Here is a 24,539-nt window from a genome sequence, read left to right on the forward strand (position 1 = left end):
TAAGTTTAAATTATCTGGGTGTTGGGTAGGAAATCATAATTTTTTCTAATTCTTTCAAAGTTGATTTGAAATAAGATTGATCACTAAATATTATAAAATTTAAAAAAGTATCAGAATTCAAATGCTGTTGATGTTTGCCAACTATTTCTATTTTTCCATTTGAATAAATTATTTCAAATTCGACGTCATATTCGCAAGATGAAAAATTTGCTTTACCATTAAGATTTATATTGCATTTATTGAGTTCATCATATAATTCGGATATTATTCCTGTTGATGAATAAAAAGTGTTTTTTAAATAGTAGCAATCACACTTGATTTCGATCTCCATTTTACAGCTATATCCACCTTCGAAGCATGTTGAGTTAGGAAAGCCGTATACTTCAAGAATTTCTAGCTTCAAATAGCCGTTTTCACCAGGGAATTCTATAGAATGATTCATTATTAACTTCTTTTACTCCTTCCATCGATAAGGATCTTCCTCATTTGAAGTAATTCCTAAAACTTCATAGATATAATCAAATGTACTTAACAATCGAGGCTCACCATCTACTATAGCAACATCGTGCTCAAAATGCGCGCTAGGTTTCATGTCTCTGGTTTTTATCGTCCAGCCGTCTGGATAGTGCTTGATGTTTTTAGTCCCTAAATTGATCATAGGCTCTATCGCAACCGTCATTCCTTCCACAAACTTCTTCCCACGCCCACGTTTACCGTAATTTGGCATTTGTGGATCTTCATGCATTACACGGCCTAATCCATGACCTACTAATTCACGTACAACTCCGTATCCAAATGATTCACAATATTCCTGTATCGCATGTCCTACATCGCCCACACGTTTGCCAACTCTAAATTGCTCAATTCCTATGTACAATGAGTTTTTAGTTCGCTCTAAAAGATCTAAAGTTTCTTGAGGCACTTCTCCTACCGTAAAGGTATACGCATGATCACCGTAAAAGCCATCTACTATCGCACCACAATCTATGGAAAGCACATCGCCTTCTTTAATAGCTACTTCTTTTGGAATTCCATGGACTACTTCTTCATTAGGCGAGATTAATAATGTACTCGGACAGTCGTACAACCCTTTAAAACCAGGAATTGCACCATTATCTCTTATATATTCTTCAGCTAGTGTGTCAAGGTGTAAAGTGGTAACACCAGGCTTGATTTCGGCAGCAATCATTCCTAATGTTTTACTTACCATTAAGGCTGCGCGACGCATAATTTCTAGCTCTTCTTTATTTTTTGTTACAATCATAATTTGTTGAAAGTCGCAAAGGTAATGATTCCGATAATCTTGATTCAAACAATATTCTATTTATCAAGCATCTTGTTACTTTTTCGCATTGCTCCAAAAAGTAACCAAAAAGATCTAGGCTGTGGAACACCTGTCTAAAAATTTCATTCTTTGCGCTAAAGAAAAATAAAACTCTTTAGAATTCAAATGCATTATCATTGATTTGTTTTTATAATATTCAAATCATATCCCTGAGAAATCAACAATTTTTCTTTTTTATGCTACATTCTTTTCATTTTTTACGACAGGCTTTCCAATGCCTTTTTAAAAAATCGACACACATCACAATTTTGTAACCCTATTAAGTGAATTAGGATAGATTTCGATAAAATTAATTAATACGGTTAACACTTAATTTTTATTTTCTCTAGGCAAAACGGTATTTTAAGGAGTTTTATAATCTTGTTGCTCTAGCTCGTAGTTTTAGCTTTCCTTTTTTGCATTTGAAGAGTGCAACAAGAGGGACGAACAATTACCTTAGTGGATTTAAAAAAAATGAACGTTATGAATTGTATGGGTTTTCTCCATTGGGGAAATGTACGCAGGACAATGGGGCTTGTGCATGAATGAAAAATCTGAAATCTTAATTTTTTAAATCTCCGTGTTCAACACTCTCGATTCTTATACCTCATAAAATATCTATTTTCCTTAAATTAGCCATATGAATATCAACTTAAAAGACAAAACTGCTCTCGTTTGTGGCAGCAGTACCGGAATAGGAAGGGAAACTGCAAAACAATTTGCTCAGGCAGGTGCTCGAGTGATACTACTCGCTCGCAACCCTAATAAATTGCAACAGGTTCTTAGTGAATTGGACACGAGTCATCGCGATGATCATACGTATTTAGTAGCCGATTTTTCTAACTTTAGAGAAGTGGAAGATGTGGTTTCCGCTTTCGCGAAAGCGAATCCTATACACATCATCATCAATAATACGGGCGGTCCTGCACCAGGATTTCTCATCGATGCTGAGGTAGATGCGTTAGAACAAGCTTTTACACAACATGTAAAATGCAACCAAGTTTTGATCAAAGCTTGTGCGCCAGGAATGAAAGAAGCTGGTTATGGTCGTGTGATCAATGTGATCTCCACGAGTGTAAAAGCACCTATCGAATTTTTAGGAGTTTCTAACGTAATACGTGGCGCTGTAGCAAGCTGGGCAAAAACTCTAGCGACCGAATTAGGACCACATGGTATTACAGTAAATAACATCTTGCCAGGATTCACAGCAACAGATCGATTAGATAAAATTATTTCTGGAAAAGCATCTCGTGCTGGTCACAGTGAAGAACAAGCTGCCGAAATCATGAAAAGCTACGTGCCAGCAAGAAGATTTGCACAACCAGAAGAAGTAGCAAATGCGATTACTTTTTTAGCAAGCGATAAAGCTGGCTACATTAATGGTATTAACTTGCCAGTTGATGGTGGAAGGACGAAGAGTCTTTAGGACATAGAATTAAATTGGATATATCATAAAGAGATAAAAAATGGCCTCACCTCTGATATTTGTTCTCGCCTTAATTCTGGCAATTTTTATAATAGTTCCAATTCTTTTTGTGACTAGAAGAAACAATAAGAAATTTGAGGCTTCTATTGATAAAGAACTGGAGCAACGAAAACTTCTTACTGATTCTTGGGATGATTTTTACGATTATTATTTGAAATTAGATTTTGAAAAGGACTTCATAACAGCCGTGGTAGATTCCGTAAAAATTTACTCTCCAATTGCTCAAATTATGATGTTACCTCATGATGATTTGTATAAGGATTTAAAACTAGATGCAGTAAACGAAGATGATGATGAAGTGATGAAACTTATTGAGAAGAAGATAGAAGGTTTTACTTATCAAGAAGGAGTATTGATAGATAATGATATCAATACTGTTTTTCAATTATTTAATTTTATTAGAGAGAAATAACGACTAATTTAAAAATTGTTCTTGAACCTATTGCTAGTATTCGAAAGTCTAGATTCTGCTTTTTAAGTCAAAATCTTTGTACTTTGTACTCCAGACTTAACACAGCCCCAAAATGAACAAAAAACTACGCATCAACGGTCATTCCCATTTACTTCCTTATCCAGAGCAAATTCCTGATTTCATGAGAGAAAAAGGGATTTTTTGGGTAGATCCAGAGCGTAAGAACATGCTGCAAAAAGACTGGTCACGTCCAGTTACTGATTCCAGTTTCTTTCTAGATGAAAAACTTGAGTGGATGGATAAGTACAAACTGGACCATGCTGTGATTCTTAATTTGAGTCAGCTATATGGAAATGGTTTGCGCCTGGAGGAAATGAAACAAGCATTACGTTTCCAAAATGATTTTAATGCCAAAGTACAACACGATCATCCTTCAAAATTCACGAGTGGTTTTGTGGTGCATCCAGGTTACGTGCGCGGTGCATTGTGGGAAATAGAGCGTTGTGTAAAAGTTTTAGGGATGAAGTTGCTTTGTCTGCCTACGCATTATATGGATACCATCGGGCAGTGGCGATGTATTTTTGATGAAGAAAATGAACCGATTTTTGAACTCGCCAGCGAGCTCAATCTTGCTATAGAAATTCATCCTTATGATGGAGAAAAATTTATAAAACTACAAAATACCTCTTGGCGTTTTCATTTGATTTGGATGCTCGCACAATGTGCAGATGCCTATCATTTTTTGACTTTAAACGGTTATGCTTTTAAATATCCTGGCATGCGTATATGTTTTGCGCATGGAGGTCAACTCGCTCAAATGAATCTGGGACGTAGAATTCAAGGTTTTGACGGTAGACCAGATTTATTTGAAGGTAAAACACACCCAAGAAAATCAGTAGGTCATCCTAATATTTTCTTTGATACGCTGGTTCATGATACTGGTTCTTTAAAGTTATTAGTAGAGAATCAAGGAGCCAAACAGGTTCTTGTCGGTCTGGACGATCCATATCCGCTTGGAGAAATGGATAGTGAAAAACAAAGTTCTTATCCTGGTAAAATTATTGATCTCGCCATGGAGCGCAACATTATTACACCAGATCAAGCAGACGATATGTGGGACGAGCATGTGGTGCGATGGCTTTTTGGTAGTGATGAAGCTGCTAAAAAGGTTTTTTATGAGCGTTTGAGAGCTTAGGTTCTTGAATTGTGTCTTCGTGTTTTGAGAAGCTACTTTAGTGATTATATGAAATAAACTGTTAAGATTATGGAACAAAAATTTGAACTTACAGAATCAGAAGAGCTTGGATACTACACAACTTTTAATAAATTATTTCCTGCGTTTCTATACCAAGACAGTAGCGAAAAAGTCCGAACTATTCAACTTAATTTTCAATTTACGGATGAAGATACACAACCTAATGAAGCTCAAATAGCTGCACATGATTATCTATTGACTCATTCTAATCAAATGCTTGAAAATTTAGTTGCATATCTCAAGCAAGATGAAGAGTATTTTATGGAGTTTTATGGAGTATATAGAGAAATTGACTACGAATATACCTTTAACGGAAAAAAACATACAAGCAAAAGCAAAAATGGTTTTCCAGCAGTTGAAAAAGCACAAGATTTTATAAATTTTTTATCAATAACTGGTATAAATATAAGTTCGTCTAATGAAAATGGAATTGCTTATATAGGTTTTACAGGTGAATGTCCATGGGATGTAGAACATGGTATTGGGGTTTCGTTCCATGAAAAAAAACTACTACATGTAGGTGCTTGGGATTACGGATATCATCCAAGTTGGGGAAGTCGTGAGGATCATGACTTGTTAACTAATAGTTTTTTAAAAGGTCATAACTTAGAACAATTAGATAAAAGAAGAAAACGATTATCCACAGCAAGTGAACTTATTCAAGTTAGTAATAGCGAGGAATATGACCGATTATTTGATTGGTTGGCAAAACATCAAATGATTTATGGTTATAGAAATAGTCATGTGGATTTAACTTCTAAGGAGAAAATAGTAGTTTTGAAAGAAATTAAAGAACTTTACTTAAGCGGTCAAAATATTCAAAATATCCCTGACTCTTTACATCTTTTAGAAAACCTTATTTCTTTGGAATTTTGGGTTAATAATTTAGGAATTATACCACCTCAAATATTTAAGTTACTAAAGTTAGAGAATCTTTCTATTAATAACAATCAAATAAAACTTGTTCCAGAAGAAATAGGTTTGTTAAAAAACTTAAGATCACTTAACCTAAGTAATAACGAATTAAATTCAATACCTGACCATATTTCACAGCTAGAAAAACTTGAGCATCTTGATTTATCGGGAAATCAACTTTATGATTTAAGCGTTTCTATTTTATTATTAAATAGATTAAAAACGCTTAATTTGATGAATAACAATTTAAGTGAAATTAATGAATCTATTTATGAACTTAAGAAGTTGGAACGACTAGATTTAAGGTATAATAAATTGTCCAAATTTCCTGAAACCATAATTGATAAATGGCATTCTCTCAACTTTATTTTTTTAGTTGGAAATCAATTTAGTATTAACGCCTTAGAGCGCATTATTAGATTCAACAATAGAAAAATAAATTCTGATATTGAAAAAGAGCTTTCTTTTACAAAAGATAAACTTATTAGAGAACTTAGGGAGGAAAAGAATAAATTAAACATAGAGAGAAGAGAAAGGCAAAAGCAAGAGAATTTAAAGTATCAGGAATTTAATAGAGCTCAATCTCAATCAAATTTGTCTGATTTTAAAAGCGATGATAAGCCTGAGACAAGGTGGTGGGAATTTTGGAAATAATTCTGATTTTATAAGTGATAATAGATAATCTATTTATTTTTCGCTTTCGCGAAAGCGGATTTTTTAAAAACATCTATCACAAATTCATATTTACTGTAGAGATTCACACTTATTTCCCATTTAGACATTTCTAAAATCCTATTTTTGCAAAACAAATACATTACATGGATTACGCAGAAAATATATTAGGTACTATAGGAAATACGCCACTTGTTAAAATGAACAAGTTAGTAGAAGATATTCCAGCATTAGTACTTGCTAAATACGAGACTTTTAACCCAGGAAATTCTGTTAAAGATAGAATGGGATTAAAAATGGTAGAAGATGCCGAAGCTGATGGACGCCTTAAACCTGGTGGTACCATCATTGAAGGAACAAGTGGTAATACAGGAATGGGACTTGCTCTCGCTGCCATTATGAAAGGTTACAAATTGATTTGTGTATTAAGTGATAAGCAGTCTAATGAGAAAATGGATATTCTTAGAGCAGTAGGTGCAGAGGTGCATGTATGCCCTACAGATGTTGCTCCAGATGATCCACAATCTTATTATTCTACGAGTAAACGTTTGAGCGAGGAAATTCCCAATTCTTGGTATGTAAACCAGTATGATAATCCATCCAATTGTAAAGCGCATTACGACAGTACAGGTCCTGAAATCTGGAAACAAACTGAAGGAAAAATAACGCATTTTGTAGTAGGAGTAGGAACTGGTGGAACAATTTCTGGTGTAGGAACTTTTTTAAAATTGCAAAATCCAAATATCAAAATTTGGGGAATTGATACTTATGGATCGGTTTTTAAAAAATACCATGAGACTGGAATTTTTGATGAGAATGAAATCCATTCTTATGTGACGGAAGGAATAGGTGAAGATATCTTACCATTAAACGTTCGTTTTGAAGTTATTGATGGATTTACTAAAGTAACCGATAAGGACGCTGCTGTTTATACAAGAAGACTTGCAAAAGAAGAAGGAATGTTTCTAGGTAACAGCGCAGGAGCTGCGATCAAAGGTCTAAAGCAGATTCATGAAGAAGTAGGATTCACTAAAGATGACGTGGTAGTTATTTTGTATCACGATCATGGTAGTCGTTATGTAGGTAAATTTTTTAACGATAACTGGATGCTAGAAAAAGGCTGGTTAAAAGAAGATGGCACCTACCATCCAGATGATAAGTAAACCGTAATACTGAAAAATTTACGAAGTAAATTTATTCAGTATCTCAAGCAATATAGCAACTACAGTTAATTCATAAAAACACCTCAAAAGCATTATGTTTTTGAGGTATTTCATTTCCCAAAGGGCAGAATTAATTCTGCCCTTTGGGAAAGAAGTTGGTTTCTATCGCAGCATACTTGCTTGTAACTCGTTTAAATTATTTAAATTATTTGAAATATTTGCTATATTTCATCTATGCAAGAAGATTTTATTCATTACCTCTGGAAGTTCAAGCAGTTGAGCGGTCAAGAACTCCTGACAACAGAAGGAAAAGAGATTAAGATAAAGTCTTTAGGAACGCACAATTTCTTTTCGGGACCAGACTTTTTTAACGGTCGTGTAGAGATAGACGGTCAGGATTGGGCAGGAAATATAGAAATGCATGTCAAAGCGAGCGACTGGTACCTGCACGGCCATGATGATGATCCTGCTTATGATAACGTTATTTTACATGTCGTCTGGATGCATGATGCCGAGATTACTCGCAGAGATGGAGTTAATATTCCTGTTTTAGAAGTTTCAAAATATGTTGATGAACATTTAGTACAATCCTATCGCAAGTTATTTGCTGTAAAAAATGACCAATTCATAAACTGCGAGAATCAATTTTCTAGTGTAGATGATTTTAAAAGAGATCAATGGTTAGAGAAGCTTTTCTTTGAACGACTAGAATATAAATCAGATCGCATTAAGCACATACTTGAGCAAAATAACAACGACTGGGAAGCGACTTTTTTTCAGTTGCTAGCCAGAAGTTTTGGAACAAAAACAAATGCCGATGCTTTTGAACAGCTTGCTAGCAGTATGGATCAAGCTGTGATACGCAAGCTTGCCAAAGATGCTTTTCAATTAGAATCTGTTTTATTAGGTCAGTGTGGATTGTTGAATGTTGAGAGAAAAGATCCTTATTATAAAGAGTTGGTTAATGAGTTCGCTTTCGCGAAAGCGAAATACAACCTACAACCTTCACTTACATCTATGAAGTTTTTTAGGCTGCGACCGGCTAATTATCCTACGATACGGATTTCACAACTATCAAGATTATATCAAAAGAATCCAATGCTTTTTGGTGAGGTTTTATTGGCTAAAAGCAGGAAAGAAATTCATAAGCTGTTTGAGGTCAAAGCTGCGAAATACTGGGTTACGCATCATGTATTTGATAAAAAAACGGAAGAAAGGGAGAAAACACTCTCCTCAGATTTTATTGATTTACTGATTATCAATTGCATCGTGCCTATAAAATTCATGCATGCGCAATTTGTAGGTAAGGATAAAACTGAAGAATTAATGGAGCTCATGTACGAATTGAAACCAGAGAAGAATACGGTTGTTTCAGGTTTTAAAAAACTCTTCAAGGTGGAGAACGCTCTGCAAACCCAGTCATTATTGCAATTAAAACCCAATTATTGTGATAAGAATTGTTGCTTAAATTGTGATGTAGGCGTTGCTCTTTTACGTAATTAGTATCTAAGTTTTAAACTATTGATCAAGTCCTGTTATTTTTGAGAGCTTTGGCTTAAATTTACATTATGGGAATAGTTACATATTTACGCACGCTTATGGAGAAATACGGTTTTTACGTATCTACTCGCGTTGCCGAAAAATTAGGTATGAAAGCTAGGAATGTAAGGTTAACGTTTATCTACTTTACTTTTGCCACTTTGGGAGCTGGTTTTGCCGTGTATTTAATAATGGCGTTTTGGATCAAAATCAAGGATCTTATATATACAAAGCGCAGTAGCGTTTTTGATCTTTAAACAAATCTTGTGCGCAGTAAACTTAAAATAGCATTTTCTCTATTATTTGTGATGCTCCTAGTAGGTGTGTTAGGGTTCAAGTTTACCATGGATTTGTCTTGGGTAGACTCTTTATACATGACGGTGATAACTATCACTACGGTAGGTTACAGAGAAATAGGAGAGCCTTCTCCACAAGCAAAGCTATTTACGGTTTTCTTTATTTTGATCAGTGTTATAGTTGTGGGTTATGCAGTATCTGCAATTACGGAGTATTTATTATCGCGCAATAGTCTGGCAGATTTAAGAAAAAAGCGAAAAATTAAACATTTAGAGTCTATGGAAAATCATATTATCGTTTGTGGATATGGTCGTAACGGTAAACAAGCCGTTCAAAAACTACAAGATTATAAAAGAGATTTTATTATCATAGAAAAAGACCAACAGGTTATAGATGATGCACCGCTGGATGAAGAAAATTTCTATCGTGGAAATGCTAATGAAGACGACGTTTTGCTAAGTGCAGGCATCGAAAGAGCATCAACTCTTATAACTGCGTTGCCTGAAGATGCTGATAATTTGTTTATTGTTTTGAGTGCTAGACAGCTTAATAAAAATTTGAAAATAATTTCTCGAGCAAGTGAAGAGAATTCTTATAAAAAATTAAAATTTGCCGGTGCAGATAATGTGATACTTCCAGATACGATTGGCGGACAGCACATGGCTTCTCTAATTGTAAGCCCTGACTTAATAGAGTTTTGGGATAATTTAAGCTACGGAGGTAATGAAGGTGTGAACCTCGAGCAAATTTCATTTGAGCAAATGTTTGATGAAGAAAGGGATTGCACCATTATCAACTTGAATTTAAGAAAAGAAACAGGCTGTACTATTATAGGTTATAAAGCTCCAGATGGCAATTATACCGTTAATCCAGACCCTACATTACCACTGGTGCCTGGTTCTAAAATCATTGTCGTTGGGAATTCTAATCAAATCGCAAAACTTCAAAAAGTTTATAGAATTAACAATGAGGTAACATAGTACTCTCAAAACTTTCAAAAAGCGATATTTTTGTGCATCTTGCTGGCTTAACCATAAAATTAATATTTATTCATATGAATCGTAATAATAAAGTGATGTTATCTATAGCATCGTTTTTACTGCCCGTTATTGGCTTTGCTCAGGAAGCAACAACAGAAGCTGCAGAAAAAGGAATTGATGAAAAAATCGATGACGCCTTTGGTTGGGCAACAGGTGATTACGTAAACGCCGTGTTTTACCAGATACCATTTACAGATGAGATTAAAATTTACTGGGTTTTATTTCCCTTAATTCTAGGTGCTTTATTCTTTACCATCTATTTCAAGTTTATCAATTTTACTGGGATATGGCGTGCTATTAAAGTGGTACAAGGTAAATATGAAGATATTGAAAAACATGGAGCAGAGATGCTTTATGGTGAAGATGGAATAGCAAATGGTGTTGACATTAATAAGGTCGATAATCTTGAGGAACATATCGACGAGGTTAGTGATGAAATCACTATTGATGGAGATATTAAAGATACGATCAGGGACGAAAGTTCTGATGGAGAGGTAACACACTTTCAGGCCTTAACGGCTGCTTTATCTGCAACCGTAGGTTTAGGAAACATTGCTGGAGTAGCAATCGCAGTTTCAGTTGGTGGAGCTGGTGCTACATTTTGGATGATTGTTGCTGGGTTCTTAGGTATGGCTTCTAAGTTTGTAGAGTGTACACTCGGTGTCAAATATCGTGACGTAGGTCCTGACGGTACTATTTACGGTGGGCCAATGTATTATCTTACTAAAGGTTTAAAATCAATGGGACTTGCAAGTTTAGGTAAAGTCCTTGCTGTTTTATTTGCAATTATGTGTATCGGTGGTTCCTTCGGTGGAGGAAATATGTTTCAAGCAAATCAAGCTGCTCAAATGGTAGAAAACATCACTGGAGGAACAGAATCATTCATGTATGGTTACCGTTGGGTATTTGGTCTGTTAATGGCAATATTTGTCGGAATTGTTATCATAGGAGGAATCAAATCAATTGCAAAAGTGACTGATAAAATTGTACCTTTTATGGTAGTAACTTATGTAGGAGCTGCGATCTGGGTGATTATTGCTAGATATGACATGATAGGAGATGCATTTATGCAAATCATTGATGGAGCTTTCAGTCCAGAAGGAGTTGCTGGTGGTGCCATAGGAGTTTTAGTTCAAGGATTTAGAAGAGCTGCATTCTCAAATGAAGCTGGAGTAGGATCTGCATCAATTGCTCACTCTGCTGTACGTACAAAATACCCTGCAAGTGAAGGGTTAGTAGCATTATTAGAGCCATTTATAGATACTGTTGTAGTTTGTACAATGACTGCTGTAGTGTTAATTATTACTGGTAACGTAAATCCAGAAAATGCAGGTCTTGCTGACGCTGATGCAATTCTTTTAACTTCTGATGCTTTTGCTTCAGTTATAAGTTGGTTCCCATATGTACTGACCTTAGCTGTTGTTCTTTTTGCCTTCTCAACAATGATCTCCTGGTCTTACTACGGTTACCAAGCTTGGGCTTACCTATTCGGTAGAACTAGCAGGACTGAATATACTTACAAAATCTTGTTCTGTATTTTTGTTGTAGTAGGATCGGCTGCGAGTCTAGGAAACGTTATAGGTTTCTCAGATGCGATGATCTTTTCTATGATGGTGCCTAACATGATAGGTATTGTTCTTCTTGCTCCTAAAGTTAAAAAAGAGATGTCTAAGTATATAGAGGCAATAAAATTAAAAAGACAAGCGATCGATTAATTTAATAATATGAGTATCATAAGATCCCTCTTTGCATTTGATAAAAAACAGCAAAGAGGGATTTTTGTATTGATGATACTTTTAATTATCGTTTTTTCAGGGTATATCTACTTGAAAAATATGCCTAAAGAACCCTTAGTTATTGAGGATTCTTCAGCTTATCAAAACAAATTAGATTCACTAGCAACAATTCAGCAAAGAAGAAAAGACACGATTTATCCTTTTAACCCTAACTATATTACAGATTATAGAGGATATAAATTGGGATTGAGTGTGGAAGAGATCGATCGATTGCACCGCTTTCGCGAAAGCGGAAAATGGATAAACTCCAAAAAAGACTTTCAACGTATAACTCAGGTTAATGACCGGTGGCTGGATAGCATATCTCCTTATTTTAAATTTCCAGAATGGGTGACTAATCCTAAGAAGTCATATACGAGTAATTACACGTCTTTTAAAGATCGAAAAGTTGTTGCAAAAGATATTAATACAGCGAGTCAAGATGAGCTTAAAAAAGTTTATGGTATCGGACCAGCGCTTTCTGGTCGAATTGTAAAAGAAAGGCAACTTCTCAAAGGGTTCATTGATATTTCCCAAGTTAGAGGAGTCTACGGCTTGACAGATTCTACGATGATTCAATTAAAGAAACACTTTTACGTTTCACCACCTTTAAATTTTAAGAAAATAGCACTTAATACTGCCACTGAAGAAGAGTTGTTATCTATTCCATATTTTGACGACTATCTAGTCGAGAAACTTATAGAACAAAGAACTTTGCGCGACGGATTTAAAAGTTGGGATAAAGTCTTGTTAACATCTAGGTTTCCACAAGAAAAATTAGGCTTAATTCAGCTATATTTGACGTTAAATTAATAATATCAGTTTTTACTGAGAATATCGCATTTAAAACGAGCTTTTAAATGTTTTTTAATAATTTACTTTATACTTTTTTATGTATTCAAAATATTTTACCGAAGAGCACGACGCTTTCAGACAAAGTTTTAGAGATTTCTTGAAAAAAGAAGCTGTTCCTCATATTGATAGATGGGAGGAAACAGGACAGATTGATCGTGAAATCTTTCAGAAAATGGGAGAAATGGGTTACTTCGGATTGTATTACCCAGAAGCCTACGGTGGTCTAGACTTAGACTTTTTCTACACCGTTATCTTTCTTGAAGAAATGCAACGTATTAATTCTGGAGGTTTTGCGGCAGCTATGTGGGTACAAGCCTTTCTAGGAGCACAACATTTGCTTAAAGAAGGAGATGAACGTATTAAGCAAGAATACCTTGTTCCTACACTTACAGGAGAGAAAATAGGTTGTTTAGGGATAACTGAGCCATTCGGTGGTAGTGATGTCGCGGGAATGAGAACTACAGCTGTAAAAGATGGTGACCATTACATTATTAACGGTTCTAAAACCTTTATTACAAATGGTGTGTACAGCGATTATCTCGTAATAGCTGCAAAGACTGACATGGACGCTAAAGGTCGCGGTATTTCCATTTTTGTAATGGATCGTGAGACGCCTGGTATAAGTGCCACAAAGCTTAATAAATTGGGATGGAGAGCAAGTGATACAGGAGAGATAGGATTTGATAACGTACGCATTCCTGCAGAGAATCTTATGGGTGAAGAAGGCAAAGGTTTTCCTTACATCATGCAGCATTTTGCCTTAGAGCGATTGATTATGGGTATAAATTCTCATGCCCGAGCAGAATATGCATTAGAATATACCATTGGGTACATGAAAGAACGTACAGCTTTTGGTAAATCTCTTGATAAGTATCAGGCATTGCGTCATAATCTTGCAGATATGATGAGCGAGGTAGAGATGGCAAAATGCTTTAACTATGCCATTGCTGAAGAGTTAGATAAAGGTTTGTATCCAGTAAAAGAAGCAAGTATGTCAAAATTAGTGACCACTAAAATTGCTGATGAAGTTATATATAAGTGTCTCCAGTATTTAGGAGGTTACGGTTATATAGAAGAATATCCATTGGCGAGAATGTGGCGTGATAGCCGCTTAGGTCCTATAGGTGGTGGAACTAGTGAGATCATGAGAGAAATCATTGCAAAAATGACTCTCGATGGTAAAGACTATAAGCCAGCCGCTAAGTAGTTTATGGGTTACGCTTTCGCGAAAGCGAGAACAAAAACTTGTTTTAAAACAAATAAAACTTTGAGATTGCAAAATAAAATGTATTTTTGCCGTCCCAAAGAAAGGAGGTGATGACACTATGTTAATAATACCAGTAAAAGACGGAGAAAATATCGATAGAGCCCTAAAGCGTTTCAAAAGAAAATTTGATCGTACAGGGAAGATGCGTGAACTACGTAGAAGACAGCAGTTTACTAAACCATCTGTTGCAAAACGTGCTCAAAACATTAAAGCAGCCTACATTCAAGGATTGCGTGACGCAGAGAACATCTAGATAATTTCTATCTAAAATATTTAACCGCTAGTTGTAAATTTATACATTTACAACTAGCGGTTTTTTTATGGACTTAGAATCATACATAGAGTATCTGGAACTGGAGAAGAATTATTCCTCTCACACTATAATAGCTTACAAAAAGGATTTAGATCTTTTTAATTCTTACCTCGAACTTGAAATGATCACCTCTGTAAAAGATGTTAATTTTAGTATAATAAGAGGATGGGTAACTTCATTACTAGAAGAAGGAATCTCAAATCGATCTGTTAATCGTAAAATGGCAGCTGTAAAATCGTATTTCAAATTCTTATTGAAGGTAGGTGTGATAAAATCAAATCCAGCGGCGGCCTATAAAAGTCTTAAGGTTGCTAAGAAGGTGCAAATACCTTTTTCTACAGAAGAAGTTTTAAAATTGCTGGATGCTCCTTATGATAAATCAAGTTTTATAGATTCTAGAGATGTTTTAATTATAGAACTTTTTTACGCAACTGGAATAAGAAGAGAGGAATTGATTAATATGAGTAAGAGCGATGTTGATTTAAATAACAAGACTATTAAAGTTATTGGTAAACGAAATAAAGAGAGAATTGTGCCGTTTGTAAGTACATTGATGCAACACATGGAGCAATATTTGTTATTGAGACGAGATGTGATTAATGGTCCAATTGATAATTTATTTCTGACCACTAATGGTGATAAAATTTATCCAAGCCTTGTTTATCGAGTTATAAAAACTTATTTTAGTAAAGTTTCTTTAAAGGTCAAGATCAGTCCTCATGTTTTGCGGCATACGTTTGCAACGCACTTATTAGATAAAGGAGCAGATCTTAATGCTGTCAAAGAACTTTTAGGACATACGAGCTTGTCTTCTACACAGATTTATACTCATTCTAGTATGGCAGTATTAAAAGGTGTTTATAGTAACGCTCATCCTAGATCAAAAAAATAATTAACCTAAACTATTAAATTATGAAAGTAAACACACAGGCAGTGAATTTTGATGCAGATGCAAAGCTGATTGATTTCATTCAAAAACGGTTAGATAAATTAGAGCAATTCTATAATAAAATTATCAATGCAGATGTGTATTTGAAAGTTCAAAAGACTTCTGCACCAGAAAATAAAATAACTGAGATACGACTTTTTGTACCAGGAGATGATATGGTGGTTAAAAAAACATGCAAGACATTTGAGCAATGTGTCGATGAATGTGCGGCAGCATTAGAGCGTCAACTGAAAAAAAGAAAAGAAAAATTATCAGCACACTAAAAAAAATAATAAAAATATTTGTGCAATTAAAAAATAGGCTTACATTTGCAGTCCGTTAGAAATAGCGGACTTTTTTTTGAATAAAAAGTTAAAGATTGCCGATGTAGCTCAGCTGGCTAGAGCAGCTGATTTGTAATCAGCAGGTCGTGGGTTCGAGTCCCTCCATCGGCTCTTTAAAATAGGAAGTTCTTTATGGACTTTTGGGGAGATACTCAAGCGGCCAACGAGGACGGACTGTAACTCCGTTGGGAAACCTTCGCAGGTTCGAATCCTGCTCTCCCCACAGAATATTATCTGAAAAGATAATTTGAAATATTGATTACCTTTTAGTTGTTAAAAACTAATAAATGCGAGAGTAGCTCAGTTGGTAGAGCGTCAGCCTTCCAAGCTGAATGTCGCCAGTTCGAACCTGGTCTCTCGCTCTAAATTAAACTCTATTTTTATTGAGTTTAAAGTCAAGTTGTCCTTTCCTTTAAAAAGGGTTTTGCCGGTGTAGCTCAGGGGTAGAGCGTTTCCTTGGTAAGGAAGAGGTCACGAGTTCAAATCTCGTCATTGGCTCATAAATAAAAATAGGTCTCATTTGAGACCATTACTAGTATAGACTGATTTGGTTTTAGCTCCGTATCTGTCTCTTTTAAATTGAAACACTAATATAAATTAAGATTTTAAGTTATGGCTAAAGAAACGTACGATCGTTCGAAACCTCACCTTAACGTAGGTACAATTGGTCACGTTGACCACGGTAAAACAACTCTTACCGCTGCAATTACGAAAGTACTTGCTGATGCTGGTTTTTCTAATGCAACAAGTTTTGACCAAATTGACAACGCTCCTGAAGAAAAAGAGCGTGGTATTACAATTAACTCATCACACGTAGAGTATCAAACAGAAAATAGACACTACGCTCACGTAGACTGTCCTGGTCACGCCGATTATGTAAAGAACATGGTTACTGGTGCTGCTCAAATGGATGGTGCTATTCTTGTTGTAGCTGCAACTGATGGTCCTATGCCACAAACTCGTGAGCACATCCTTCTTGGTCGTCAAGTAGGTATCCCTCGTATTGTTGTATTCCTTAACAAAGTGGATATGGTAGACGATGAAGAGCTTCTTGAGTTAGTAGACATGGAAGTTCGTGATCTTTTAAGTTTCTATGAGTATGATGGAGATAACGGTCCTGTTGTTTCTGGTTCTGCTTTAGGTGCTTTAAATGGAGAGCAAAAATGGGTAGATACTGTATTGGAATTAATGGCTGCTGTAGATGAGTGGATTGAAGAGCCAGTAAGAGATATGGATAAGCCTTTCTTAATGCCTATTGAAGATGTATTCTCTATTACAGGTCGTGGTACTGTTGCAACTGGTCGTATTGAAACTGGTGTAGCTAACACAGGAGATCCTGTAGAGATTATTGGTATGGGTGCTGAAAAGTTGACATCTACTATTACTGGTATTGAAATGTTCCGTCAGATTCTTGATAGAGGTGAAGCTGGTGATAACGCAGGTATCTTACTAAGAGGTATTGAAAAATCTCAGATTTCTAGAGGTATGGTAATTACTAAGCCTGGATCTGTTACTCCTCACGCAAAGTTTAAAGCTGAGGTTTATATCTTGAAGAAAGAAGAAGGTGGACGTCACACTCCATTCCACAACAATTACCGCCCTCAGTTTTACGTACGTACTACTGATGTAACAGGTAACATTGCTCTTCCTGATGGAGTAGAAATGGTAATGCCTGGAGATAATCTTACAATTACTGTTGATTTGATTCAGCCTATTGCACTAAACTTAGGTTTACGTTTCGCTATCCGTGAAGGTGGTAGAACAGTAGGTGCTGGTCAGGTAACTGAAATTTTAGATTAATTTCTAATTTAATAAACTAAGTATCCTGTCTTTTTAGGCAGGATACTTTCCCTATATATAAGGGATACATAACGTTCTTTAGAATGTTATGCGGGCTTAGCTCAGTTGGTAGAGCACTGGTCTCCAAAACCAGGTGTCGTGAGTTCGAGTCTCTCAGCCCGTGCACATTAATATACGCTCTTCTGCCGTGTTAATTATAATTGATTACCGATAAAGGAGTTTTGAATAACTAAAATATGAGTTTAATAACATACGTAAAGGAGTCTTATAATGAGCTGACTAATCATGTTACATGGCCGACGTGGGAAGAAACACAGAAGCTTACAGTAACTGTAGCAGTTTTTTCTATCATTTTTGCACTTATTGTTGCAGGTATTGACTATGTATTTAGCACTGCGATTGAAAACTACTTTAATTGGGTGAAGCCGCAATAATAATTTGATTATGTCAGAAGAGAAGGATTTAATGAAGTGGTATGTTGTTCGTTCTGTAAGTGGTCAAGAGAACAAAATTAAAGACTATATTGAGTCTGAAATTGCTCATCACAATCTTGGAGATTACTTAAAGAATATTTTGGTTCCTACTGAGAAAGTAGTTCAAATCAGAGATGGAAAAAAGTATAATAAGGAACGTGTTTACTTTCCTGGTTATATAATGGTTCAAGCTAGATTAGAAGGAGAAGTTCCTCATATCATTAAATCTGTAAATGGAGTTATAGGTTTTCTTGGAGAAACTAAAGGTGGAGATCCTGTTCCTCTAAGGAGATCAGAAGTTAACCGCATGTTAGGTAAAGTTGATGAATTAGCAGAACAAACAGATAATATTTCGATTCCTTACAAATCAGGGGAAACTATCAAAGTTATTGACGGACCTTTTAACGGTTTTAACGGGACTATCGAAAAAGTAAATGAAGAAAAGCGTAAGCTAGAAGTTATGGTTAAAATATTTGGCCGTAAGACTCCATTGGAGTTAAGCTATATGCAAGTAGAGAAAGTATAATATAAATGTTACAGTTTATAGTTGGTAAATAAGGCTTCCACTTTATTATCATCAAATAAGTGAAATAAATAAAAATGGCTAAAGAAGTATCTAAGGTTGTAAAATTACAAGTAAGGGGTGGAGCTGCAAACCCATCTCCTCCTGTAGGACCTGCTCTTGGTGCAGCTGGTGTAAATATCATGGAGTTCTGTAAGCAGTTTAATGCTAGAACTCAAGATAAAGCTGGTAAAGTTTTACCGGTAGCGATTACGGTTTATAAGGATAAATCCTTTGATTTTGTAATTAAAACTCCTCCTGCTGCAGTACAAATCCTTGAGGCAATTAAGTTGAAAGGTGGTAGTGGTGAACCTAATCGAAAAAAAGTTGGAACTATATCTTGGGATCAAATTAGATTGATTGCAGAAGATAAGATGCCAGACCTCAATGCTTTTACGGTAGATAGTGCTATGCGAATGGTAGCTGGAACTGCAAGATCAATGGGTGTGAATGTTAAAGGTGGCGATGCACCTGCTTAAAACTTGTAACAATGGCAAAATTGACAAAAAATCAAAAAGAGAGTCAAGCAAAAGTTGATAAGTCTACGACTTACACTGTTGCTGATGCATCTAAATTAGTAAAAGAAATTACAACAACTAAGTTTGACGCTTCTGTAGATCTTGCAGTTAGATTAAACGTAGATCCACGTAAAGCAAATCAAATGGTTCGTGGTGTGGTAACTTTACCTCATGGGACAGGTAAGGATGTAAAGGTATTAGCTTTAGTAACTCCTGATAAGGAAGAAGAAGCTAAGAATGCTGGAGCTGACTATGTAGGTCTAGATGAATATTTAGACAAGATCAAAGGTGGATGGACTGATGTTGATGTGATTATAACTATGCCTAGTGTAATGGGTAAATTAGGTCCTTTAGGACGAGTATTGGGTCCTAGAGGTTTAATGCCTAATCCTAAAACAGGAACAGTTACTATGGATGTCGCTAAAGCGGTTACTGAAGTAAAGGCTGGTAAGATTGACTTTAAAGTTGATAAGACTGGTATCATCCATGCTGCAGTTGGTAAAGCTTCTTTTGAAGCTGATAAAATTGCTGGTAACGCAAGAGAATTAATTAATACGCTAGTTAAATTAAAACCTACAACGTCTAAAGGTATTTACATTAAAAGTATCTTCATGTCTAGTACTATGAGTCCCAGTATTGAGATAGACGCTAAACGTTTTGCAGAAGACTAAAAATCTAGATCATGACAAGAGAACAAAAAGCAAATGTTATTCAAGATTTGACGGCTACGTTAGGCGAGAATTCAACTATATATTTAACAGACATATCTGGTCTAAACGCACAGGATACATCTAATTTACGTAGAGCATGTTTTAAAGCTAACGTAAAGATGTCAGTTGTTAAGAATACACTTCTTACAAAAGCAATGGAGGCTTCAGATAAAGATTTTGGCGAGTTGCCAGAATTATTGAAAGGTAATACATCGATAATGCTTTCTGAGGTAGCAAATGCTCCAGCAAAGGTTATTGAGAACTTTAGAAAAAAATCTAAAAAACCTGTATTAAAAGGAGCTTACATTGAAGAGGCTATTTATGTGGGTGACGATCAGATCGAGGCATTGAGTAATATCAAGTCTAAAGAAGAAATGATCGGTGAGATTATTGGATTATTACAGAGTCCTGCTAAAAATGTTGTTTCAGCACTTAAGTCTGGTGGTGGAAAAATAGCAGGAATCTTAAAAACACTTTCTGAAAGAGAGTAACAAATTAGTACGCAAACAATTATTTATAAATTTTATTAAAACGATAGAAAAATGGCAGATTTAAAAGATTTCGCAGAGCAGTTAGTAAATTTAACTGTAAAAGAAGTAAACGAATTAGCAGACATCCTAAAAGATGAGTATGGTATTGAGCCAGCAGCAGCGGCAGCTGTTATGGCAGGACCGGCTCAAGGTGGTGGAGAAGCTGCTGAAGAACAAACAGAATTTGATGTAATCCTTAAGGCTCCAGGTGGTGCAAAACTTGCTGTAGTTAAACTTGTAAAAGAACTTACAGGTGCAGGATTGAAAGATGCAAAAGCCTTAGTTGACGACGCACCATCTCCTATTAAGGAAGGTGTTTCTAAAGACGAAGCAGAAGCACTTAAAGCTCAGCTAGAAGAGGCTGGAGCTGAGGTTGAGTTGAAGTAATTCTACTTGATCATACATTATCGGTTTAGACCTGTGAGCAAGGCTCACAGGGCTAGACCATTTTGCGTATAAAGATGAGACGTCGTCGATAACGCTTTTTTTAATCATTTAATACCGTGCATTGATGCTAGCAACAAACACAGAAAGAATTAATTTTTCAACGGTAACTAACAAGGCAGAATATCCTGACCTGCTGGATATCCAAATTAAATCCTTTCAGGACTTTTTTCAGTTAGAGACTAAATCTGACAAGAGAGAAGTAGAAGGTTTGTATAATACCTTCATGGAGAATTTTCCAATTACTGATACTCGTAATCAGTTCGTATTGGAGTTCCTTGATTATTTCGTAGATCCACCTAGATATTCTATTCAAGAATGTATTGAACGTGGTCTAACTTATAGCGTACCTCTTAAATCGCGCTTAAAATTATATTGTACTGATCCAGAACATGAGGATTTTGAAACTATCGTTCAAGATGTATATTTAGGAACCATACCTTACATGACTCCTTCAGGTACTTTTTGTATTAATGGTGCTGAACGTGTTGTAGTTTCTCAACTGCACAGATCACCTGGTGTTTTCTTTGGACAATCTTTCCATGCAAATGGAACCAAACTATATTCTGCTCGTGTAATTCCTTTCAAAGGATCATGGATAGAATTTGCGACAGATATTAATAGCGTTATGTACGCTTATATTGATCGTAAGAAAAAATTACCTGTAACTACGTTATTTAGAGCAATAGGCTTTGAAAGAGATAAGGATATCTTAGGAATCTTTGATCTTGCTGAAGAAGTTAAAGCTAGTAAAACAGGTCTTAAAAAATACCTAGGTCGCAAGCTCGCAGCTCGTGTGCTTAGAACATGGCATGAAGATTTCGTAGACGAGGACACTGGTGAAGTAGTATCTATCGAGCGTAATGAAATCGTTCTTGACCGTGATACTATTTTAGAAAAAGAGCATATAGATGAAATTTTAGATTCTCAAGCTAAAACTATCCTTCTTCATAAAGAGGATAATATGTCTGCTGATTATGCGATTATTCATAATACATTGCAAAAAGATCCTACTAATTCTGAAAAAGAAGCGGTAGAACATATTTATAGACAATTACGTAATGCTGAGCCGCCAGATGAAGAAACTGCACGTGGTATTATCGATAAATTATTTTTCTCTGATCAAAGATATAATTTAGGTGAAGTAGGTCGTTACCGTATGAATAAAAAATTAGGTCTTGATATTGCTATGGATAAGCAAGTGCTTACTAAAGAAGATATCATTACTATAATTAAACATTTGATCATGTTGATCAACTCTAAAGCAGAGATTGATGATATTGATCACCTATCTAATCGTCGTGTACGTACCGTTGGAGAACAGTTGTCTCAACAATTTGGAGTAGGATTAGCTCGTATGGCTCGTACTATTCGTGAGCGAATGAACGTTAGAGATAATGAAGTATTTACTCCTATTGACTTGATTAACGCAAAGACTTTGTCTTCTGTAATTAACTCATTTTTTGGAACAAATCAGCTTTCTCAGTTTATGGATCAAACAAATCCATTGGCAGAGATTACTCATAAGCGTAGATTATCAGCTTTAGGGCCAGGTGGTTTATCAAGAGAAAGAGCTGGATTTGAGGTTCGTGATGTACACTATACTCATTACGGTCGTCTTTGTCCTATTGAAACTCCTGAAGGACCTAACATTGGATTGATCTCTTCACTTGCAGTATTTGCAAAGGTGAATGGGATGGGATTCATTGAAACTCCTTACCGCAAAGTAGAAAATGGCGTTGTTAATTTAAATGATGAGCCTATTTACTTAAGTGCAGAAGAGGAAGAAGGACTTCATATTGCACAGGCTAACTTACCTCTGTCCGACGGTAAGATAGATCAAGACAAAGTAATTGCACGTATGGAAGGTGACTTCCCAGTGGTAGAATCTAATGAGGTTGCATATGCAGACGTTGCACCTAACCAAATTGCTTCTATATCTGCTTCATTAATTCCTTTCTTGGAGCATGATGATGCAAACCGTGCCTTGATGGGGTCGAACATGATGCGTCAGGCGGTACCATTGTTAAGAGTTGATGCTCCTATTGTAGGGACTGGTCTTGAGAGACAAGTAGCTACAGACTCAAGAGTATTGATAAATGCAGAAGGTGATGGTGAGGTTGTTTATGTAGATTCTCAGAAAATCGTAATACGTTATGACCGTACCGAGAGAGAAGCTCTTGTGAGCTTTGAGCCTGAAGATACTTCCTATAACTTGATCAAATTCCGTAAAACGAATCAAGGTACAAGTATTACTTTAAAGCCTATCGTTGTTAAAGGAGATAGAGTAAGTAAAGGACAAGTTTTATGTCAGGGTTATGCAACTGAAGCTGGAGAACTTGCCTTAGGTAGAAACATGAAAGTGGCATTTATGCCATGGAAAGGGTACAATTTTGAGGATGCAATCGTAATCTCAGAAAAAGTAGTTCGTGAAGACATATTCACTTCCATACATGTTGATGAGTACTCACTTGAAGTACGAGATACTAAACTAGGTAATGAAGAGCTTACAGCAGATATTCCTAACGTAAGTGAAGAAGCTACTGCAAATCTTGATGAGCACGGTATGATACGTATCGGAGCCGAAGTAAAGCCTGGCGATATACTTATAGGTAAGATTACTCCTAAAGGAGAATCTGATCCTACTCCAGAAGAAAAACTTCTAAGAGCGATATTTGGTGATAAGGCTGGCGATGTAAAAGATGCTTCCTTAAAAGCTTCACCTTCATTAAGAGGTGTGGTAATCGATAAGAAGTTGTTTTCTCGTGCCGTAAAAGACAAGAGAAAGAGAGCTCAAGACAAAGAAGATATAGCGAGATTAGAACAAAAATATCAAGCTAAATTTGATGGTCTTCAAGAACGCCTTATTGAAAAATTATTTGAAATAGTAAGTGGTAAAACATCACAAGGTGTATTTAATGACCTAGGAGAAGAAGTTCTTCCTAAAGGAAAAAAATATACTCTTAAAATGTTGAACTCTGTAGATGACTTTACTCATTTAACTTCTGGTACTTGGACTACAAGTAGCGATGTTAATGATATGGTTGCAGATTTACTTCACAACTATAAGATTAAAGAGAATGATCTTCAAGGATCCTTACGTCGTGAGAAGTTTACGATTTCAGTAGGAGATGAGCTTCCAGCTGGTATTATCAAACTTGCTAAAGTTTACATTGCTAAAAAACGTAAACTTAAGGTAGGAGATAAGATGGCGGGACGTCACGGTAACAAAGGTATTGTTGCACGTATTGTACGTCAGGAAGATATGCCATTCTTAGAGGATGGAACACCTGTAGATATCGTATTGAATCCACTTGGTGTACCTTCTCGTATGAACATTGGTCAGATTTATGAAACTGTACTAGGTTGGGCAGGAGAGAAATTAGGTAAGAAATTTGCCACTCCTATCTTTGACGGTGCAACTCTAGATCAAATAAATGGTTATACAGATGAAGCTGGTATCCCAAGATTTGGTCATACTTATTTATATGACGGTGGTACTGGTGAGCGTTTTGATCAACCTGCAACAGTAGGTATTATCTACATGCTTAAACTGGGTCACATGGTAGATGATAAGATGCACGCACGTTCAATAGGTCCTTACTCATTAATTACACAACAGCCATTAGGTGGTAAAGCACAGTTTGGTGGTCAGCGTTTTGGTGAGATGGAGGTTTGGGCACTTGAGGCTTATGGTGCTTCCAGTACACTACGTGAAATCTTAACTGTAAAATCAGATGATGTAATAGGTAGAGCAAAAACTTACGAAGCAATCGTTAAAGGTGAACCTATGCCAGAACCTGGTCTTCCAGAATCATTTAACGTATTGATGCACGAGTTGAAAGGTCTAGGATTAGATCTAAGACTTGAGGATTAATTTTTCTGTGAGGATGGATACTTGTTCCGCTTTCGCGAAA

General features: G+C 35.9%; 24 protein-coding genes and 5 tRNA genes. 27 read left to right on the forward strand and 2 right to left on the reverse strand.

The annotated features are described in order from the left end of the window. Window positions 1-10: 10 nt before the first annotated feature. Window positions 11-442 carry a WapI family immunity protein gene (locus DDD_RS09775; RefSeq protein ID WP_041567079.1) on the reverse strand — a complete coding sequence of 144 codons (432 nt, stop codon included), beginning with the start codon at window positions 440-442 and terminating at the stop codon, window positions 11-13. A gap of 12 nt (window positions 443-454) precedes the next feature. Next, on the reverse strand, window positions 455-1,264 hold the full coding sequence (gene map, locus DDD_RS09780; protein WP_015362679.1) for a type I methionyl aminopeptidase: 810 nt from the start codon (window positions 1,262-1,264) through the stop codon (window positions 455-457). Window positions 1,265-1,964: 700 nt separating this feature from the next. Here map and DDD_RS09785 point away from each other — a divergent pair. From DDD_RS09785 to rpoB, 27 genes are all read left to right on the forward strand, one after another. Beyond that, window positions 1,965-2,750, forward strand: a complete 786-nt coding sequence (locus tag DDD_RS09785; RefSeq protein WP_015362680.1) for an SDR family oxidoreductase — start codon at window positions 1,965-1,967, stop codon at window positions 2,748-2,750. 40 nt (window positions 2,751-2,790) lie between these two features. Beyond that, a complete protein-coding gene (locus DDD_RS09790) occupies window positions 2,791-3,222 on the forward strand; it encodes a hypothetical protein (protein WP_015362681.1) in 432 nt (143 codons plus the stop codon). A 112-nt stretch (window positions 3,223-3,334) separates the two neighbouring features. Then, window positions 3,335-4,417, forward strand: coding sequence for an amidohydrolase family protein (locus DDD_RS09795; protein ID WP_015362682.1), 1,083 nt, complete (start codon window positions 3,335-3,337; stop codon window positions 4,415-4,417). Window positions 4,418-4,486: 69 nt separating this feature from the next. Further along, entirely contained in the window at window positions 4,487-6,046 is a 1,560-nt protein-coding gene (locus DDD_RS09800) for a leucine-rich repeat domain-containing protein (protein WP_015362683.1), read from the forward strand. Between the two features lie 164 nt (window positions 6,047-6,210). Beyond that, window positions 6,211-7,227 carry a PLP-dependent cysteine synthase family protein gene (locus tag DDD_RS09805; protein ID WP_015362685.1) on the forward strand — a complete coding sequence of 339 codons (1,017 nt, stop codon included), beginning with the start codon at window positions 6,211-6,213 and terminating at the stop codon, window positions 7,225-7,227. A gap of 234 nt (window positions 7,228-7,461) precedes the next feature. Beyond that, a complete protein-coding gene (locus tag DDD_RS09810) occupies window positions 7,462-8,730 on the forward strand; it encodes a DUF2851 family protein (protein ID WP_015362686.1) in 1,269 nt (422 codons plus the stop codon). Window positions 8,731-8,795: 65 nt separating this feature from the next. Continuing rightward, window positions 8,796-9,023, forward strand: coding sequence for a hypothetical protein (locus DDD_RS09815; protein ID WP_015362687.1), 228 nt, complete (start codon window positions 8,796-8,798; stop codon window positions 9,021-9,023). 51 nt (window positions 9,024-9,074) lie between these two features. Continuing rightward, window positions 9,075-10,043, forward strand: a complete 969-nt coding sequence (locus DDD_RS09820) for a potassium channel family protein (RefSeq protein WP_052329263.1) — start codon at window positions 9,075-9,077, stop codon at window positions 10,041-10,043. A 74-nt stretch (window positions 10,044-10,117) separates the two neighbouring features. After that, the gene (locus DDD_RS09825; protein ID WP_015362690.1) at window positions 10,118-11,818 is read left to right on the forward strand and encodes an alanine/glycine:cation symporter family protein; all 1,701 of its coding nucleotides are present in this window, start codon (window positions 10,118-10,120) and stop codon (window positions 11,816-11,818) included. A gap of 9 nt (window positions 11,819-11,827) precedes the next feature. Beyond that, on the forward strand, window positions 11,828-12,691 hold the full coding sequence (locus DDD_RS09830; RefSeq protein ID WP_041567081.1) for a ComEA family DNA-binding protein: 864 nt from the start codon (window positions 11,828-11,830) through the stop codon (window positions 12,689-12,691). A 79-nt stretch (window positions 12,692-12,770) separates the two neighbouring features. Continuing rightward, complete coding sequence (locus tag DDD_RS09835) at window positions 12,771-13,940, forward strand: acyl-CoA dehydrogenase family protein (protein WP_015362692.1); 1,170 nt, start codon at window positions 12,771-12,773, stop codon at window positions 13,938-13,940. A 118-nt stretch (window positions 13,941-14,058) separates the two neighbouring features. Beyond that, entirely contained in the window at window positions 14,059-14,253 is a 195-nt protein-coding gene (gene rpsU, locus DDD_RS09840; protein WP_015362693.1) for a 30S ribosomal protein S21, read from the forward strand. A 67-nt stretch (window positions 14,254-14,320) separates the two neighbouring features. Then, window positions 14,321-15,205, forward strand: coding sequence for a tyrosine-type recombinase/integrase (locus DDD_RS09845; protein ID WP_015362694.1), 885 nt, complete (start codon window positions 14,321-14,323; stop codon window positions 15,203-15,205). 20 nt (window positions 15,206-15,225) lie between these two features. Then, window positions 15,226-15,525, forward strand: coding sequence for a ribosome hibernation-promoting factor, HPF/YfiA family (hpf, locus tag DDD_RS09850; RefSeq protein ID WP_015362695.1), 300 nt, complete (start codon window positions 15,226-15,228; stop codon window positions 15,523-15,525). Between the two features lie 97 nt (window positions 15,526-15,622). Beyond that, window positions 15,623-15,696: transfer RNA gene (locus DDD_RS09855), tRNA-Thr, on the forward strand. 31 nt (window positions 15,697-15,727) lie between these two features. Then, a tRNA-Tyr gene (locus tag DDD_RS09860) sits at window positions 15,728-15,808 on the forward strand. A 66-nt stretch (window positions 15,809-15,874) separates the two neighbouring features. Beyond that, window positions 15,875-15,947 (forward strand) — tRNA-Gly (locus DDD_RS09865). Window positions 15,948-16,011: 64 nt separating this feature from the next. Next, window positions 16,012-16,083 (forward strand) — tRNA-Thr (locus tag DDD_RS09870). Between the two features lie 114 nt (window positions 16,084-16,197). Next, window positions 16,198-17,385 (forward strand): elongation factor Tu, encoded by a 1,188-nt coding sequence (tuf, locus tag DDD_RS09875; RefSeq protein ID WP_015362696.1) that lies wholly within the window; start codon window positions 16,198-16,200, stop codon window positions 17,383-17,385. 90 nt (window positions 17,386-17,475) lie between these two features. Continuing rightward, window positions 17,476-17,548: transfer RNA gene (locus DDD_RS09880), tRNA-Trp, on the forward strand. 73 nt (window positions 17,549-17,621) lie between these two features. Then, a complete protein-coding gene (secE, locus tag DDD_RS09885) occupies window positions 17,622-17,819 on the forward strand; it encodes a preprotein translocase subunit SecE (protein ID WP_041567082.1) in 198 nt (65 codons plus the stop codon). A 10-nt stretch (window positions 17,820-17,829) separates the two neighbouring features. Further along, the gene (gene nusG, locus DDD_RS09890; protein ID WP_015362697.1) at window positions 17,830-18,384 is read left to right on the forward strand and encodes a transcription termination/antitermination protein NusG; all 555 of its coding nucleotides are present in this window, start codon (window positions 17,830-17,832) and stop codon (window positions 18,382-18,384) included. Window positions 18,385-18,458: 74 nt separating this feature from the next. Continuing rightward, entirely contained in the window at window positions 18,459-18,899 is a 441-nt protein-coding gene (gene rplK / locus DDD_RS09895) for a 50S ribosomal protein L11 (RefSeq protein ID WP_015362698.1), read from the forward strand. Window positions 18,900-18,910: 11 nt separating this feature from the next. Further along, window positions 18,911-19,609 (forward strand): 50S ribosomal protein L1, encoded by a 699-nt coding sequence (rplA, locus tag DDD_RS09900; protein WP_015362699.1) that lies wholly within the window; start codon window positions 18,911-18,913, stop codon window positions 19,607-19,609. A gap of 11 nt (window positions 19,610-19,620) precedes the next feature. Further along, the gene (gene rplJ / locus DDD_RS09905) at window positions 19,621-20,139 is read left to right on the forward strand and encodes a 50S ribosomal protein L10 (RefSeq protein ID WP_015362700.1); all 519 of its coding nucleotides are present in this window, start codon (window positions 19,621-19,623) and stop codon (window positions 20,137-20,139) included. A 51-nt stretch (window positions 20,140-20,190) separates the two neighbouring features. Then, window positions 20,191-20,565: a 50S ribosomal protein L7/L12 gene (gene rplL / locus DDD_RS09910; protein ID WP_015362701.1), complete on the forward strand. Its 375-nt coding sequence runs from the start codon at window positions 20,191-20,193 to the stop codon at window positions 20,563-20,565. Window positions 20,566-20,689: 124 nt separating this feature from the next. Continuing rightward, window positions 20,690-24,499, forward strand: coding sequence for a DNA-directed RNA polymerase subunit beta (rpoB, locus tag DDD_RS09915; RefSeq protein WP_015362702.1), 3,810 nt, complete (start codon window positions 20,690-20,692; stop codon window positions 24,497-24,499). The last annotated feature ends 40 nt before the right edge of the window (window positions 24,500-24,539 follow it).

This window comes from Nonlabens dokdonensis DSW-6 (genome assembly GCF_000332115.1).
Lineage (GTDB): Bacteria > Bacteroidota > Bacteroidia > Flavobacteriales > Flavobacteriaceae > Nonlabens > Nonlabens dokdonensis.